The organism is Collinsella aerofaciens, assembly GCF_015670795.1.
GTDB classification, from domain to species: Bacteria; Actinomycetota; Coriobacteriia; order Coriobacteriales; family Coriobacteriaceae; genus Collinsella; species Collinsella aerofaciens_Q.
On record NZ_JADPCJ010000019.1, the window covers coordinates 31,472 to 47,424 of the forward strand.

At 60.9% G+C, this 15,953-nt stretch carries 11 protein-coding genes; 5 read left to right on the plus strand and 6 right to left on the minus strand.

Going from position 1 to position 15,953, the window contains the following annotated elements; all coding sequences use genetic code 11:
- Nucleotides 1-89 precede the first annotated feature (89 nt).
- The 3 genes from I4W09_RS06935 to I4W09_RS06945 all read left to right on the plus strand — a co-directional run bounded on the left by I4W09_RS06935 (nucleotide 90) and on the right by I4W09_RS06945 (nucleotide 4,054).
- A complete protein-coding gene (locus I4W09_RS06935; RefSeq protein ID WP_196033109.1) occupies nucleotides 90-797 on the plus strand; it encodes a hypothetical protein in 708 nt (235 codons plus the stop codon).
- 369 nt (nucleotides 798-1,166) lie between these two features.
- Nucleotides 1,167-2,228, plus strand: a complete 1,062-nt coding sequence (locus I4W09_RS06940) for a hypothetical protein (protein ID WP_196033113.1) — start codon at nucleotides 1,167-1,169, stop codon at nucleotides 2,226-2,228.
- A 455-nt stretch (nucleotides 2,229-2,683) separates the two neighbouring features.
- On the plus strand, nucleotides 2,684-4,054 hold the full coding sequence (locus tag I4W09_RS06945; protein ID WP_230318721.1) for an amidohydrolase family protein: 1,371 nt from the start codon (nucleotides 2,684-2,686) through the stop codon (nucleotides 4,052-4,054).
- A gap of 132 nt (nucleotides 4,055-4,186) precedes the next feature.
- Here I4W09_RS06945 and I4W09_RS06950 read toward each other — a convergent pair whose 3' ends face one another.
- The 6 genes from I4W09_RS06950 to I4W09_RS10610 form a co-directional block, all read right to left on the minus strand.
- Nucleotides 4,187-4,642 (minus strand): hypothetical protein, encoded by a 456-nt coding sequence (locus tag I4W09_RS06950; RefSeq protein ID WP_196033135.1) that lies wholly within the window; start codon nucleotides 4,640-4,642, stop codon nucleotides 4,187-4,189.
- A 146-nt stretch (nucleotides 4,643-4,788) separates the two neighbouring features.
- Nucleotides 4,789-5,058 (minus strand): metal-sensing transcriptional repressor, encoded by a 270-nt coding sequence (locus tag I4W09_RS06955; RefSeq protein WP_229066831.1) that lies wholly within the window; start codon nucleotides 5,056-5,058, stop codon nucleotides 4,789-4,791.
- Between the two features lie 138 nt (nucleotides 5,059-5,196).
- The gene (locus I4W09_RS06960; RefSeq protein ID WP_055285700.1) at nucleotides 5,197-5,418 is read right to left on the minus strand and encodes a heavy-metal-associated domain-containing protein; all 222 of its coding nucleotides are present in this window, start codon (nucleotides 5,416-5,418) and stop codon (nucleotides 5,197-5,199) included.
- Nucleotides 5,419-5,565: 147 nt separating this feature from the next.
- Nucleotides 5,566-7,908, minus strand: coding sequence for a heavy metal translocating P-type ATPase (locus I4W09_RS06965; protein ID WP_196033138.1), 2,343 nt, complete (start codon nucleotides 7,906-7,908; stop codon nucleotides 5,566-5,568).
- A 413-nt stretch (nucleotides 7,909-8,321) separates the two neighbouring features.
- Nucleotides 8,322-10,406, minus strand: coding sequence for a protein kinase domain-containing protein (locus I4W09_RS06970; protein ID WP_196033141.1), 2,085 nt, complete (start codon nucleotides 10,404-10,406; stop codon nucleotides 8,322-8,324).
- 171 nt (nucleotides 10,407-10,577) lie between these two features.
- A complete protein-coding gene (locus I4W09_RS10610) occupies nucleotides 10,578-11,540 on the minus strand; it encodes an FHA domain-containing protein (protein WP_196033144.1) in 963 nt (320 codons plus the stop codon).
- 588 nt (nucleotides 11,541-12,128) lie between these two features.
- Between I4W09_RS10610 and I4W09_RS06980 the strand changes: the two genes are divergently transcribed.
- Complete coding sequence (locus I4W09_RS06980) at nucleotides 12,129-14,387, plus strand: DEAD/DEAH box helicase (RefSeq protein ID WP_196033147.1); 2,259 nt, start codon at nucleotides 12,129-12,131, stop codon at nucleotides 14,385-14,387.
- A 621-nt stretch (nucleotides 14,388-15,008) separates the two neighbouring features.
- Complete coding sequence (locus I4W09_RS06985) at nucleotides 15,009-15,770, plus strand: 4Fe-4S dicluster domain-containing protein (protein ID WP_196033150.1); 762 nt, start codon at nucleotides 15,009-15,011, stop codon at nucleotides 15,768-15,770.
- Nucleotides 15,771-15,953 lie beyond the last annotated feature (183 nt).

The window sequence follows — 15,953 nt, forward strand, 5'->3', positions numbered from 1 at the left end:
AGCCTTATGCCCATTTCGTCCGCGCTGGCGGCGACCACCGGCCCTCCCCGTAAGCTCAAATTGAGGTTCATCAGTTTGAGGAGGATGCCATGGCTGATCATGTTTTGGACCGGGGACGTCTGGCCGAGGCCGTTGGTAACGATATTGCCGACATGGCCCAGTTTTGGATGCTGCGCAAGTTTCAGTTTTTGGAGTCGGCGCGCACACAGTTCGAAGTGATCGTCGATCCATGGCTCAGCTATTGCGAGGAGCCCTCGCAAAATGAAATCATGGCCTATAACATGGCATTTACCGATTGGCTGCTGTTCGAGCGTCCCTATTACCATGACAAGACGCTGCTTGAGCTGTATGTGGACGAGCCGCCGACGTCGCTTTCGCCTGCTTCGCTCAGACGGCTCGAACAGGTGCGCGACACGCAGTATTTCTCGCGCTTTGGCATTTTGGACAAGGATCCTGTGACTGGTATGGTCGCGCTGCGCGACACGCGCACCGACCGACGTTTTGATGTCTACGACCCACATATCGTGCAAAAAGAGCACTGGCGCGAAGGTGCGATTGCGGTGCGCATCGCGTGCGTTGACGATATTTGGCTGACGGCGGGGCAGCTCTACCTCTACGACATTGCACGCCTGAGCGATACGGCGGTCGACGGGCCCGGCGCGGTGCATCCCGAGGACCTAGAGGACGGTTTCGACACCTCGTGTATCAGCTTCTTTTTGAGGTTGGTCCGCGACATCATGGGTGCCCAGGGGCGCTACGTAAAGTCCCTCAACATCTACGAACAGGAATGGGAGTAGGGGATGGGCGGTCGCGGCGCCGCCGTCTGTCTATTTGTCTCGGTCTGTAACGTTTAGGGACAAAAAACCGGTCTTCCTGTTACAGATCGAGACGAATGATTGGGCTCTGCTGGTTTGTCTAAATCTGTAACGTTTGGGAGCCTGGAGAACGTCTAACTGTTACAAATCGAGACGTTTGGAACCTGGCTGGGGGAATGTCTCAATCTGTAACATCTCCAGGCCAAAATTCGACCTAACTGTTACAGATCGAGACAAAGAGGTGCAATGCTGCGCGAACGTCTCGATCTGTAACGTTTGGCGGCTGCTTGTGCTCGTAACTGTTACAGATCAAGACGTTTGCCGACAGTGGCAACGGTGACAATGGCTCATTTGTCCGATGTGGTGGTGATGAAAGTGTCTAATACCGTTCTTAAACACGAGCAAGCGACGCGTAACACCTTGGCGCGGAATAGGATGCTTGCCAGGCTCACGGAGGCGGCTGAACAAGGCGTGCCGCTTGTAACACACGACAATGCCGAGCTCATGTGGCTGCGGCGCCATGTGGGCACAGACGATATTGCGGAGCCCGAATCGCACCTATTCTGTTTTCAGCATGAATGGGATGCATTGACGCCGGCGGAGCGAGCGCTGCGTACCATCAAAGGGCTTGCGGAGTTTCATCCCGATTGGGCGTTTTGGGGTTATGACGCGGCGCTTTTGTGGGGTCTGGAGGTGCCGAATGATCTGCTTGGACCGCGTTACTTGGTCAAGACGGGTTGTTCGGTGGCGTTGAGTACGGGATGTAGACTGCTGCGTCCGCAGGCGGCGGGTGCGCTTGAACGCGTCGATGGCGTGCGGGTGACGCCGTTTTGGCGCACGGTGGAGGATTGTCTGCTGCGTGCGCCGTTTTCGTATGGTCTGGCGATCGCCGATTCTGCATTGCGGGCGAAGGGCATGTCGCGCGACGACCTCTGCGAACGGCTCCAGGCCGATTGCGAGGGCAGGCGAGGATATCGCAGAGCTCAGGTGATTGCGTCGCATGCGGACGGCCTGTCCGAAAACGGTGGCGAGTCTCGGTTCCGAGCATTCTTTATTGCATACGGCTTTCCGGTTCCGGAGTTGCAGGTGGAGTTTCGCGATCCGCTCGATTCGAGTCAGGTGTTTCGCGTTGATTATTTCTGGAGGCTCGAGGACGGGACATGTGTCATCGGCGAGCTCGACGGAAAGGGGAAGTATACCTTGCAGAACGGCGAGGGTCGGGAGTCGGTCGACCCGTTCGTGGCAGAGCGTCAGCGGGAATCCCATCTGACAATGCTCGGGCACAAGGTGCTTCGGTTCACGTTTGATGAGCTCAAGAACCCGGGGAAATTGGTTGAAAAGATGGGGCTAGCAGGTATTCCGCGACGGGCCGATTTGGCTGAGGAATGGAGACGTCAGTGGTATGGGCACTGAAGCGGACCGTCTTAATCTGTAACAACAGGGGACCGTTTGGCCTCGTAACTGTTACAGCTTAAGACAAAAGGTTGGCGGCTGATGAAAGATCTCAAACTGTAACATCTAGAGGCCGAAAACCTGTCTACTTGTTACAGATTTAGACGTTTGACGACGGGGCTGGGAATATCTCGATCTGTAACATCTGATGGCCAAAAATCGGTCTATCTGTTACAGATTGAGACAAAGGCCGGAGGCATGACCGAAAATCTCGATCTGTAACATTTGGAAGGGTAAAGACGGTCTATCTGTTATAGATCAAGACGTTTTGCTGGAACGACCGAAGCATCGCTGCACTGGTCTGTTCATCCTCACGCCCTTCTCTTCCTCCCGTTAGCCGATATGTCCGCAGCAACCCTGTCGCGCTGGATGATAATGGACAAATGTTCAAGTTAATCGTGAGGGAGGAGCTCGATATGGCGTCTACCGATCGTTCCACGTTGTTTATCAATGCGACCGTCCTGGATGGTTCGGAACATATGGAGCCGCAGCCCGACATGGCCGTGGTCGTTGAGCGCGGTGTCATCACGTGGATGGGGCCGAGTGCTGTGGCGCAGGCGCCTGCTGGCGCCGAGGTCGTCGACCTGGCAGGTGCGTATCTCATGCCAGGCCTCATCAATATGCATGTGCATTTGTGCGGCTCGGGCAAGCCGGTCTCGGCGGGCGATGCGGGCGCGCTGATGAAGAAGCTCGATAATCCGGTGGGCCGCGCCATCGTCCGCCACATCCTCAAAGGCAGCGCCCAACAGCAGTTGGCAAGCGGCGTGACAACGGTGCGTGGCGCGGGCGACCCGCTGTTTGCGGATCTTGCCGTGCGCGATGCTATCGATGCCGGCAAGTATCAAGGTCCTCGCCTGGTGGCGCCGGGAACGGGCGTTACGGTGCCGGGGGGCCATGGTGCTGGCTTGTTCGCCCAGGTGGCTAACAGTCCCGCCGAGGCGGCCGAACAGGTGCGCGACCTGTATGCGCGCGGTGCCGACGTCATTAAACTGTTCGTAACGGGTGGCGTGTTCGACGCGACCGAGGTGGGCGAGCCGGGTGTGCTGCGTATGCCCGTGGAGGTTGCCGCAGCGGCGTGCAAGGCGGCGCACGATATGGGCCTTCCGGTTATGGCTCATGTCGAGAGTACCGAGGGCGTGAAGGCCGCGCTTGAGGCCGGCGTTGACACGATTGAGCACGGCGCTCCGTTGACGCCCGAGATCCTGGAGCTGTACCGCGGCGCCGCGGGTACGCAGCTCGAGGGACGTGCGCCGAGTGTGACCTGCACTATCAGCCCGGCGCTGCCGTTTGTATTGCTCGATCCGGAAAAGACTCATTCGACCGATACGCAAAAGAAGAACGGCGACATCGTGTGCTCGGGCATCATCGAGAGCGCCCGTGCCGCACTGGAAGCTGGTGTTAGGGTGGGCCTAGGCACGGATTCGAGCTGCCCGTTCGTGACGCAGTATGACATGTGGCGTGAGGTGGCCTATTTTGCCAAGTATGTGGGCGTGAGCAACGCCTTCGCGCTGCATACGGCCACGCAGGTCAATGCCGAACTGCTGGGCCTGGGCGGCGAGACCGGCACAATCGAGTGCGGTAAGGCCGCCGATATCCTGGTGACGCGCGAGAACCCGCTCGATGACCTGTGCGCCCTGCGTGAGCCAATGCACGTGATGTGCCGCGGCGATCTGGTGCGCAAGCTCAAGGTGAAGCGTATCCCCGAGGTGGACGCCGAGCTCGACACGATTATGACCATGCCTGCCGAAGCGCTGGCCGAGGAGCTCGCCCGCGACGGCGTGGCATAGGTGTGACAAAGGGACAACTCCGTTGCCGCATACAAAAGCCGAGGTCTCAACACGAGGCCTCGGCTTTTGTATCGAACAAATTCTTAAGATTTGGGACAAACAAACCTGATTAGTTTGTCCCGCGTGCGGGCGCTATGAGCGCGTTTCCATCTTGGCGTGGCACTTGGGGCAGGTGACGCGGATCTTGCCCTTGCCCTTGGGGACGGAGAGTATCTGGCCGCAGTTGGGGCACTTGAGGTATGCCGTGGTCTTGCGACCCTTCCACATCTTCTTGGCCGTGCGCTTGGCACGCTCAAAGTCTTCCTTGCTGGTGCTGGCCGCTGCGGCCCCGCCGCCCAAGCTGGCGACGAACTTGCCCAAGCCGGGGACCTTAGCCGAGCCGGCGACAAAGGCCTCGTTCTCCTTGCGACGTGCATCGATATTTTTGGACAGGCCGCGCAGCACGCCAATCACGATGACGGCGATGGCGATCCAGCTGAGCCACTGGATGCGGGCTATCGATCCGATCATCGCGATGACGATGCCGGCAAAACCCATCACGATGGTGAGCTCGTCGGCGCCATTGCGTCCTTTCATAAAGTCATTCATGCAAATTGCCTTTCGTTCGATATGCTGCACGCCTTTATACCCGATTTAGAGCAAGGGGGACAGGTTAATCTGCACCAAGGTGGTGCAAACATTCCTGTCCCCGGAACACCAAGACGGTGCAAAGTAGTCTGTCCCCAATGCCCCAATTACTTGGAGAGCTTGTCGACGACGCGTTCGATCTCGGCGAGCTTGGCGGCTTTGAGGTCTTCGTCGCCCGATTCGATTGCCGAAGTCACGCAGCCCTCGATATGCGCCTTGAGCACGTCGGCGTTAATGCGCGCGAGGAGCGCCTGTGTGGCCATGAGCTGCGTGGAGATATCGACGCAATAGCGGTCCTCATCGACCATCCGCAAGATGCCGTCGATCTGGCCGCGTGCCGTCTTGAGCATGCGGGTCACCGATTTGTGGTCTGCCATCATGTCGGGTCCTCGTTTCTGGTCGATCTTCCGGATGCCCCCGTCAGTTGCGGTGAAATAGTTCTTGATTGATGGCTTGGAGCGCTAAAACAGGAACTATTTCACCGCAACTTCTGAGGATTGAGTAGGCAGCGTCTGCTACGCGGCGGTCACGGACAGGGCGTGGAACTTCTCGCCCGCGGCCTCGACGGCGGCGGCGAGCTGCTCGGCGGTCACGGTGTCGGCGCACTCCACCTGGACGGTCTGGGTCTCGTGATCGGCGTCGGCGTCGGTCACGCCGACCACGTTGAGCAGTGCCGTCTCGACAGTGGCGTCGCAGTGGCCGCACATGAGGCCGGAAGTTTTGATTGTGTAACGCATGGGTATCCCTCTCTGTTGTGTTGGCTTTCTCAACCACCCGACCTTGACCTTCAAGCCGTCGCTCGCGTACCAAAGTACGCGTCGCTCCTCTTTCAGGTCAATCTCGGGCACCTGGAAAACCCGTTCTAAATGGACTTAATGGTGAGCCTATTTTGCCACTTTAGGCTTAAAGGATTTTAGGCGCAGCGCATTGCTTACGACGCAGACGCTCGACAGGCTCATGGCCGCGGCGCCAAACATCGGCGAGAGCTGCCATCCGGTGAGCGGGAAGAACACGCCCGCGGCGAGCGGAATGCCGATGCCGTTGTAGAACAGTGCCCAGAACAGGTCCTGCTTGATGTTGCGGATCGTCGCGCGCGACAGCTCGATGGCGCGGGCGACGTCCATGAGGTCGCTGCGCATGAGCACCACATCCGCCCCTTCCTTGGCGATGTCGGCACCAGTGCCGATCGCAAGGCCCACGTCGGCGCGCGCCAGGGCGGGGGAGTCGTTGATGCCGTCGCCCACCATGGCGACCTTGCTGCCCGCATCCTGCAGCTCGCGCACGTGGCGCTCCTTGTCGGCGGGGAGGACGTCGGCGATGACCTGCTTGCTGCTCAGCCCCACGCGGCGGGCGATTGCCTCGGCCGTCACGCGGTTATCGCCGGTGAGCATGCGCACGTCGACGCCGAGCTTGCGGAGCGCGGCGATGGCCTCGGCGCTCGTCTCTTTGACCTCGTCAGCCACGGCGATGGTACCGACGAGCTCGCCGTTCTTGGCAAAGAACAGCGGCGTCTTGCCTTCGGCGGCAAATTGCTCGGCAAGACCCGCGGGCACGGTAACGCCCAACTCGTCCATCAGGCGTACGTTGCCGGCTTCAATGGTGTTTTGCCCCTCGCGCGCCGTCACGCCACGACCGGGCACGGCGGCAAAGTCCTCGACCATGCGCGCGACAATTCCGCGCGCCTCGCACTCGGCCAAAATCGCCTCGGCCAGCGGGTGCTCGCTTGAGCGCTCCAGCGCAGCGGCCAGCTTGAGCAGCGCCTTTTCGCTCATGGCGGGCGAGCCGTCGGCGCGCGTAGCCACCACGATATCGGTCACGGCAGGCTTGCCGCGGGTGACCGTGCCCGTCTTATCGAGCACCACGGTGCCCACGCTGCGCAGGTTCTCCAGCGCCTCGGCACTCTTGAACAGAATGCCCATCTCGGCGCCCTTGCCGGTGCCCACCATAATGGCGACGGGCGTTGCCAGGCCCAATGCACACGGACAACTGATCACCAGTACGGCCACGGCGGAGGTGAGCGCCTCGTTCATACTGCCGGTCAGTGCCATCCACACCACAAAGGTCACGGCCGAGATCACGAACACCACGGGCACGAACACGCCGGCGACCTTGTCGGCCATGCGGGCGATGGGCGCCTTGGTGGCGTTGGCGTCCTCGACAAGCTTGATGATCTTGGCGAGCGATGTCTCGGCACCCACACGCGTGGCGCGGAAGGTAAACGAGCCGGTGCGGTTGACGGTGGCGGCGTTGACGGTGTCACCGGCGGTCTTTTCCACGGGGATGGACTCGCCGGTGAGCGCGCTCTCGTCCACGGCCGAGCTGCCTTCGAGCACCACGCCATCGACGGGGATGGACTCGCCGGGGCGCACGCGCAGGACCTGGCCGGGAAGGATGGCGTCGACGTCCACAGTGGTCTCGGTACCGTCCTCTGCCACGACGGTCGCGGTCTTGGGCGCCAAGTCGATGAGCGCCTCGATGGCGCCGCCGGTTTTGGACTTGCTGCGTGTCTCGAGGTATTTGCCCACGGTGACGAGCGACAGGATCGTGCCCGCGCTCTCAAAATACAGATTGTCCATGCCTGTCATCATGGCTTCGTGGACCTGACCCGCGGCTAATTGGTCGGCCATGATGAACATGGCGTAGATCGACCAGGCGATGGAGGCGGTGGCGCCCACGGCAATAAGGGCGTCCATGGTGGGCGCGCCGTGCGCGAGCGATTTAAACCCATTGATAAAGTACGCGTCGTTGACATAGACGATGGGGATGAGCAGGACGAGCTCGGTGAGGGCGAGCGTCATGCTGTGGGTATGGTCGGTGAAAATGCCGGGCAGCGGCCAGCCGAGCATGTGCCCCATGCCTATGTAGAACAGCGGGATGAGGAATACGATCGAGACGATGAGGCGGGTGCGCATGGCAGAGGCGGCGGCCTCCAGCTTTTTGGTCGGCGACTCCATATGGGCAGCGCCAGAGCTGGCTCGCGTGCTGCCGTTTGAGCCGGCGGCACCGGTGTCCGCATCGACGAGCGAGGCCGAGTAGCCGGCACGGTCGACGGCGGTGCAGATATCGTCGGGGGAGACCTGCGCGGGGTCGTAGTCGACCATCATGGAGCCGGCGAGTAGGTTGACCGCGACGCTTTGGACGCCGTCGAGTTTGCTTACGGCGCGGTCCACGTGCGCCTGGCAGGCGGCGCATGTCATGCCGCCTACGTCGAACTTATCTTGAGCCATGGCTTCTCCTTTCTGTGGTTCGGTGTTGGAATTGTTAACCTGCCGATACTATACACCCATACCCCCTGGGGGTATACAGTGGAGATTGAAATGTATGCCATTCTGTTATTGGCCGAGGTGATAGCCAGGTCGGCGGACCGTAGCCGGTCTAATGTCTCAATCTGTAACAACTAGACCCGTTTTTGTCGAGTAACTGTTACAGATCGAGACATTACATCGAGCCACAACTTAACGTCTCAACCTGTAACGCCTAAGGACCGTTTTTCCTGCTAGATGTTACAGATCGAGACAAACCGTCCGCGGTCAACTCAAATGTCTTGATTTGTAACATCTAGAGAGGTTTTTGACCCCTTACTGTTACAGATCGAGACAATTGCCGGGGAGGGGTCCCGTCACGGCAAGACGCCCGCCGCCTAGATACAGAACCCGGGGATCACACAGGTTAGCTTGCTTGGCTTTTCCGCAGGCGTTGCGTACGTAAAGACGTCGCCGTCGTGCCCCACGCGGTTCATATAGAGCGTGCCTTCGCTCTCCGATGTGTCGGGGCTCACCGTGCGCTCCCACCAACAGGTGTCCTTGCCCTTCCACTGGCGGACCATCGTCTCGTTCGTGGAATACGGGCTCACCTTGAGCTCGCGGAAGAGCTGATACTCCCTGCCCTCGCCGTTGTAGATGTCTGCCAGGTAGTGATAGCCCTCGGTAAACGAATCGGGCGGTTGCGTACCGCACAGCTCGACCATGGCGGGCAGCCAAAGGGTTGCGGGCAACTCGCTCAGGCACGATGCGCTGTTGGCGGCGCCCACATTGTTCGAGACCTTCTTGACCCCTTTAATGAGTGCGCGCAACTCGTTGGGCAGCAGCTTAAGGCCGTCGCCGTTGAGCCATTCCCGCAGCTCGCAATCTGCCCAGCCGGCGCTCGGCGGTTCAGCCGCAGCGTTGCGCTCGGCAATACCCGCGTCGAACATAAACGTTAGTCCGGCCTTGCCCGTCCCGTCCAGAAGCTCATCGTGGCGGATGCCCACAAGCTGCGCGCCAACCTGCAGCCCGTTGGTGAGCGTGACACGCTTGGTACACGGATAGGGGATATGCCCATCGGCATCGAGCAGATGATAGCGCCTGGCAATCTCGCGTGCCTCGCTACGGGTCTCGGTGGCCTTAATCTTGAGCGAAATCTCCTGCAGCTGATCCCAAGTGTAGTCGTCAAGTGAACTGCGGATGCCGTCCAGGTAGTCGGGGATGCCAAAGCCATGGGTTGCCGCCCCGATAACGCCTAGCCCCGCAACGGCTGCGACAACGCCACCGATAATAAAGCGGCGGCGGGTCATGGCATCGTGCCGGGCCTGCTCCAGGATCTCTCTCGCGCGCTCGCCGGCGACGTCGACCTTAAGGTGCGTACCGGAGTCGATGTCAATTGCGGTGTCACTGCCCGCGCCCTCGCGGCCTTCGGATTCGGCGTCGGTGAGGTATGCCGAGAGCACCTCGAGCATCTGCTGCTCGGTGGGACGATCGCACTGCTCGACTGAGAGACCCTTCATGATGATCTGGACGAGCGCCTCATCGCCCTCGCAGCGCGGCTCGAGCGGTGCCGGCTTGGTCTTGGTCTTTACGAGATAGAACGAGCCGGTTGCAGCGGCGTCCGTCGACTCAAAGTCAAACGGTTTGCGACCGCTGTAGAGCTGGTACAGAATGCTCGAAAGCGCATAGACGTCGATTGCCGGCGAACGGCGAAGGGCCGCGATGCCTTCGATATCCTGCGTGAGCATCTCGGGCGCGGCGTATGCGGGCGTGGCAAAACGCCAGATGTCGGCGCGCCGGGTGATCGTGTCGTCGCCGAGAGCCATGGTCGCGGAGCCCATGTCGATGAGGCAGGGGTCAAAGGAACAATCAGCAATCTGCTGCTCGAGCGTTCGGCTGGTGGTGCGGAACATGATATTGGCAGGCGACAGGTCGCGATGGATGACCGGATTCACGAGGCCTTGGGTCATCAAGAGCGCACGAAGCACGGCGTTTCCGACGGCGGCGACCATCTGGGTGGTCAGCCCGCCCGAGGCGTCGTGCGGAAGCAGGGGCAGCGCCTGCTTGAGCGAGGTGCCCTCGACCCACTCCATGAGGATGAGAGGGTCATCCTCGCACGATCCGTAGCCATAGACGCGCGGAAATCCGCGCAGGTGCGAGACGGTACACAGATGACGGTACTCCTCGAACAGCGCGGCGGTGCTGGCCAGGTGCGCTGCCGATTGCTCGGCGGAGCGGTCGGGGGCTTGGCCGGAAAGGATAGCGTTGTCCTTGAGCAGCTTGACGGCAAAGACCTCGCCGCTCGTGTTGGTCGCGCGCAGCACGTGCCCGATGTTGCCGTTGTTGCGGTGGGCCGTCTGGAGAATAAGCGTCATAAACCGACGTTTGGCGTCGTCCTCGGCGCTGGGGTCGACCGCCACGGCGGTATCGAACGTATCGAGACGGATGAGTTTGTCGCCATAGGCGCTATCGGTAGTATCCATGGCGTTCCTTTGTCTGGCATGGGTTGCCGCACGTATACGCGAGCAGTGCGGATATCGGTAAAGTACCATGATAGCCGCACTGCCCACGTATACCGCTGAGCATTGTCGTTTACGACGCAGAAGGTAGAAGACGAAAGACGGACGGCGACCGTCTTCCGATCGCCGTCCGCGCTAGTCCACAATGACAAGGAATGTCGTGTAGAGACCCAGATGGAGCCTGTCGCTGTTTTCGATTTCCACTGGGGGATAGATCTTGCCAGGCTCGCGTTGGTCGCGCGGCGGCTCAATCACAATATCGCCGTCACCCGCGCCCGATTCGAGCACTGTGCCGTTGGTCGACCCAAGGCCCTGGGCGTACCAGTGCTCACCCTCAAGCCAAATGCGAAGATGCTCGCGCGATGCGTCGGCGCCCACATCGGTGATGCTGGGCGAGGTTTTGGGCAAAGAACCAATCACGGTGCCGCGCGGATCGCGTGTGAGGGGATGGATTTGCATGCCGGCGCAGTTGTCGGCATGGGTTCTGAGCAGACCGAGGTTGGGGGCGACGGTGCGCGGCTGCTCCAGGCTGCTCATAAAGCCACGTCCGACGGTAGTTTCGGTGGTGCCAAAGTGCTCGCCCGTCTTGCTGTCGCAAAAGCGCTCGACGGTGGCCACGCCCTGAACGGGATCGGCGAGCGCCCCCGTTGCCACAAAGAGCATAAGGTAAAGCGTGCTTTTCTCGCGCACGGCATTGCCGTCAAAGTTGTCGATGCGATTGAGGGCATTTGCATATAGGCGGCTGTCCAGCTTGTAGCTGGCGAGAGCCGACATCATTTCGTTGGCGGCCGGACCGCGATAGTGCTCGGCGATTGCCCGATAGGCGGACTCGCCGCCGCCGAGCTTGCTGCAGATTGCCGAGGAAAGGTTGAGCGTGGTGACGGTAAAGTCGCTGTAGATGGAGGGCGCGCACTGGTCAGGCTTGCGATGGACGATGTAACGGGTGAGATACGAGCGGTTGGAAGAGCATTTCTCGAGCAGGGTACTGCCGAGATAAGAGTTTCCATTGATGAGCATTCGGGCGATCTCGAGATGTTTAAGACCGCCGAACGAGCGAATATCGTTATAGAGGACCGAGCAAGGCGTCTCTGCTGCCACGGATACCTCCTTTGATTGCTTCCTAGCCAATATGGCGATAGGAATTAATGGCCCCCGGTGGGCGACGTATTAAATGGCTGCGCAATATATAGCGTAACTAAAGCAACATTATAGGCCACATGTTCGAAATTGCAGGAAGACTGAGAGATTTGGTTTGGACTGGACGGAAATCCCCCTCTGTCTTGATCTATAACAATTAGGGCCGATTTTACTCGTTAACTGTTATAGATTGAGACGTTTGTGAGCCGTGTCGACCGTTTGTCTCGATCTGTAACACGTAGAGGAAGATTCGCCCTGTAGATGTTACAGATTGAGACAATCAGCCGGGCCCACCTCGTCCGCCTCGTCATCTGTGGTTTACGTGGGGGCATGCGAAGCACGGGTATACTAACCGGCGGCGAATCTGCTCCATCGCTTAGAGCTGCTGCGTCTGGACGGCGCGTGATAGGGCTGCCAAAGCGATCGCCAGCGTGCTGAGCAACGTCCTCTCTGTGCGCACCTGTTTTTGTATGTATTAGCGCACTACCAAGCACGCCCGCGCGGCCGCATGCCGTGCCCATTGCGCGTGCAGATAAGGAACAACAACATATGCGTAATTCTGTATCTGACGTCACCGACGCCGAGATTCTGGACGAGACCTGCGAGGCCATGACCCAGGCTGCCTTCGATGCCGCCGATGAGGCCAATGCCGCCCAGGCCGTCGAGTCCGCTACCGAGAGCCTGCCCGCCTTTGACGAGCTGGGCCTCTCCGACGAGATGCTTCGTGCTATCGAGAACCTGGGCTACACGGCGCCCACGCCCGTGCAGGCCGGCTCGATCCCCGTAGTGCTCGAGGGCCGTGACCTGCTTGCCGCCGCTCAGACCGGCACCGGCAAGACGGCCGCCTTTTTGCTGCCGACTATGAACAATCTGGAGCACATCGCTCCTCCCAAACCCGTGCGCGAGCGTGGCGGCCGCAACCGCCGTCGCGGTGCTAAAAAGCCCGAGGGCAACGGCCGTGGCCCCGTGATGCTCGTCATCACCCCCACGCGCGAGCTTGCCCAGCAGATCGACGAGGTCGCAAGCAAAATCGCCGACGTCACGGGCCACGTTGCCGTGACCGTCGTGGGCGGCGTGAGCTACAAGCCGCAGACCGCGGCACTCAAGTACGGTTGCGATATCCTAGTTGCCACGCCGGGTCGTCTGGTCGACCTGATCGAGCAGGGCGCCTGCCACCTGGACGAGGTTAAGGTCCTGGTGCTCGACGAGGCCGACCGCATGCTCGACATGGGCTTTTTGCCCGCCGTCCGCCGCATTGTGCGCGAGACGCCGGCCGAGCGCCAGACGCTGCTGTTCTCGGCGACGCTCGACGAGGAGGCCGTGGGCGAGATCACCGACCTGGTGAGCGATCCGGCTCGCGTGGAGATCGCGCCCGCCACGTCGACCGCCGACACCGTCGACCAGTTTGTGTTCCCGGTGTCCATCGAGGCCAAAAACAACCTGCTGCCCGAGTTCCTCAAGAAGGAGGGCCCGGAGCGCACCATCGTCTTTATGCGCACCAAGCACCGCGCCGACAGCTGCTGCCGTCGTCTGGAGCGCAAGGGCATCAAGGCCGCCGCGATTCACGGCAACCGCAGCCAGGCTCAGCGCGAGCGTGCCCTTTCGGCCTTCCGCGACGGTACCGTTGACGTGTTGGTGGCAACCGACGTGCTCGCCCGCGGCATCGACATCAGCGACGTGCGCTACGTCGTGAACTTTGACGTGCCGGCCGAGCCGACCGACTACATCCACCGTATTGGCCGTACGGGCCGCGCCGGCGAGCTGGGCTGGGCCATCACGTTTGTGACCGAGCAGGATGTCGATGAGTTCTACGAGATCGAGAAGCTCATGGACAAGACCGCCGACATCTACGAGGCCGGCGACCTGCATGTGGGCCCCAATCCGCCCGCGGTTGACCCCGAGCGCGATCCTGCGGCCTTTAAGGTGAAGAAGAAGACCAAGCGCGGCAAGTCCAAGAGCAAGAAGAAGCTTGAGCAGGCGCGTCGCGACGGCAAACGCAACGGCGACGATTACGGTGATGTGGCCGGTCGTTCCAACCGCGGTCGAGACGAGCGTCGCGGCGACGGTGAGCGTCCGAGCCGTCCCAAGCGCGGCGGCAAGACCCGCGTGCGCGAGGGCGTTCAGGCTCGCGTGGACGAGGCTGTGGAGAGCGTGGCCCGCGAGGTGGCTGCCGAGGAGCGCGGCGGTGCTGGTGTCGTTGAGCAGGCCCCGCGCGGCAACCGTGCCGAGCGCCGTGCCAAGCAGTTCCAGGGCGAGGCGCATCGCCGTCGCCGCGAGGACGAGGACCGCGGCGGTCGTCGCCGTGTTGAGCGCGAGGACGAGGGCCGTGGCTCGCGTGGCGGCAAGCGTGGTTCGGGCGATCGTCGTCGTTCCGGTCGCGATGGCGAGCGCGGCGGCCGTGATGAGCGCCGTGGCGGCGAGGGCCGCGGTTCGCGTGGCGAGCGTGGTACTCGCGGCGGCGAGTCCCGTGGCGGCAAGCGCTTTGATGAGCGCGGTGGCCGTGGCGGCGAGCATCGCGAGGGCACTCGTGGCAATGGCAGCCGCAGCGGTGCTGGCCGCTCTAACGAGTCGCGCGATCGCCGCGATCCGCGTGCCAGCCGCGATCGTCGCGATGACTGGCGCAACTACGACGATACCCGCGAGGAGCGTCGTGGCGGCTATCGTGGCGGGCGTGGCGGCAACCAGGCCGGCTCCCGCGGCGGCCGTGCCGGCGGTCGCGATAATCGTGGTAGCTATGGCAATAGTCGTGGCGGCAAGCGCGGCGGCAGCTCCCGTCGCCCCGGTGACGGCGGCGGCAAGCGCAAGTAACATACGCATCGCCCGCTAGAGCGAGGTGAACCAAGGGCCCCGAGCAACTACGCTCGGGGCCCTTTTTGTTTGCCGTATCCGATCGCTAGTTCAAATGTGATTTCCTCGGGAATGCATCTAGAGGATGCCGTGGGCCTGTTTCCTACCATGCGGCAATGGGTCCCATGGGGTGCGCCGTGCATTTTTTGGAGTATTCTGCAGTTCGAGTTGTCTGCATATGATTTGACGTCGCCAACGGTGGCTTTCGGATATCCCTAGCGAGCGTTCTGAGTCAGATTTCGTCGTTTTCCGGAGCAGGGGCGCGTCATTCTCGCCATGTCGGAACCCAAAATGACGCAGCGCCCTAAAGGTTTGCCCGCTCGGGGTATTGCTGGCGCGGTCACGTTGCAGAATACTCCGTTTTTTGCACGGGCCAGGATGGGGTACCTCGGGAGAACACGGCGGTATCCCGTAAATATATACAATCTGTACCGTAATTTATACAAAACGAAGAGGCAGACAGCGTAGGGTTGGTGCATTGGGGTGCTTGATGCACCAAAATGGGGATCCCACGTGCCGTATACTCTGGCTGGATGTGAAAACGGCTTGACGCGTTGCCAGACGTAGGGGGAGGGTGTCTCGATGAGCGTATTCGAAATTGTGTTTAGTCCGACGGGTGGAACGCAGAAGGTGCCTGGCCTTGTGGCCGGGGCACTGGACAAGAATACCGTTACCGTCGATCTGACCGTTAGCGGGCTAGATTTCAGCGCTGTCTCGATGACCGAGGACGACGTGGCCGTAATCTCTGTGCCGGCGTATGCCGGTAGAATCCCGGCTGTGGTGGCTGACCGGATGGGCATGGTGCGCGGCAACGGGGCTCGGGCTGTTTTGGTTTGCGTATACGGAAACCGCGCGTTTGAGGACACGCTCGTAGAGCTGGAGGACGTTGCGAAGCATGCGGGATTCCGGGTGATCGCGGCAGTTGCAGCCATTGCAGAACATTCCATTGCACGACAGTTTGCTGCCGGTCGTCCGGATGCGCAGGATGCGGCGCAGCTCGCAGAGTTTGCGCAGCAAATTCAGCAAAAGCTGTTGGCTGAGGATGCGTCCGAGCCCTCTATCCCCGGCAATCGTCCTTATAAACAAGCCAGAGGTCACCGCATGGCACCCGAGGCAACAGGGGATTGTGTCTCCTGCGGTGCATGCGCCGCGGCGTGCCCCGTTTGTGCTATCGACAAGGGTGACCCCAAACGAGCAGCTGGCGAGGCGTGCATCTCCTGCATGCGCTGCATCGCCGTATGTCCGCGAGGTGCTCGCAAGCTTGATTCCGGCAAACTATCCGCTGTTTCCCAGATGCTGAGCAAGGTTTGCGTCGTGCGGAAGGAATGCGAGCTCTTCATCTAGCGCATACGAAATTGGCGCAATGGGGGCAGGTTAATCTGCACCAACCTGGTGCAAACAAACCTGTCCCCAATGCACCAGAGTGAGGAGTGCTCCCGAGTGCCGGCAGAGACGATATGAGCAGGACATAAAAACATTGAGAGCCCCTGCTGCATGAAAGACCGCGGATTAGGCCGACAATGGTGA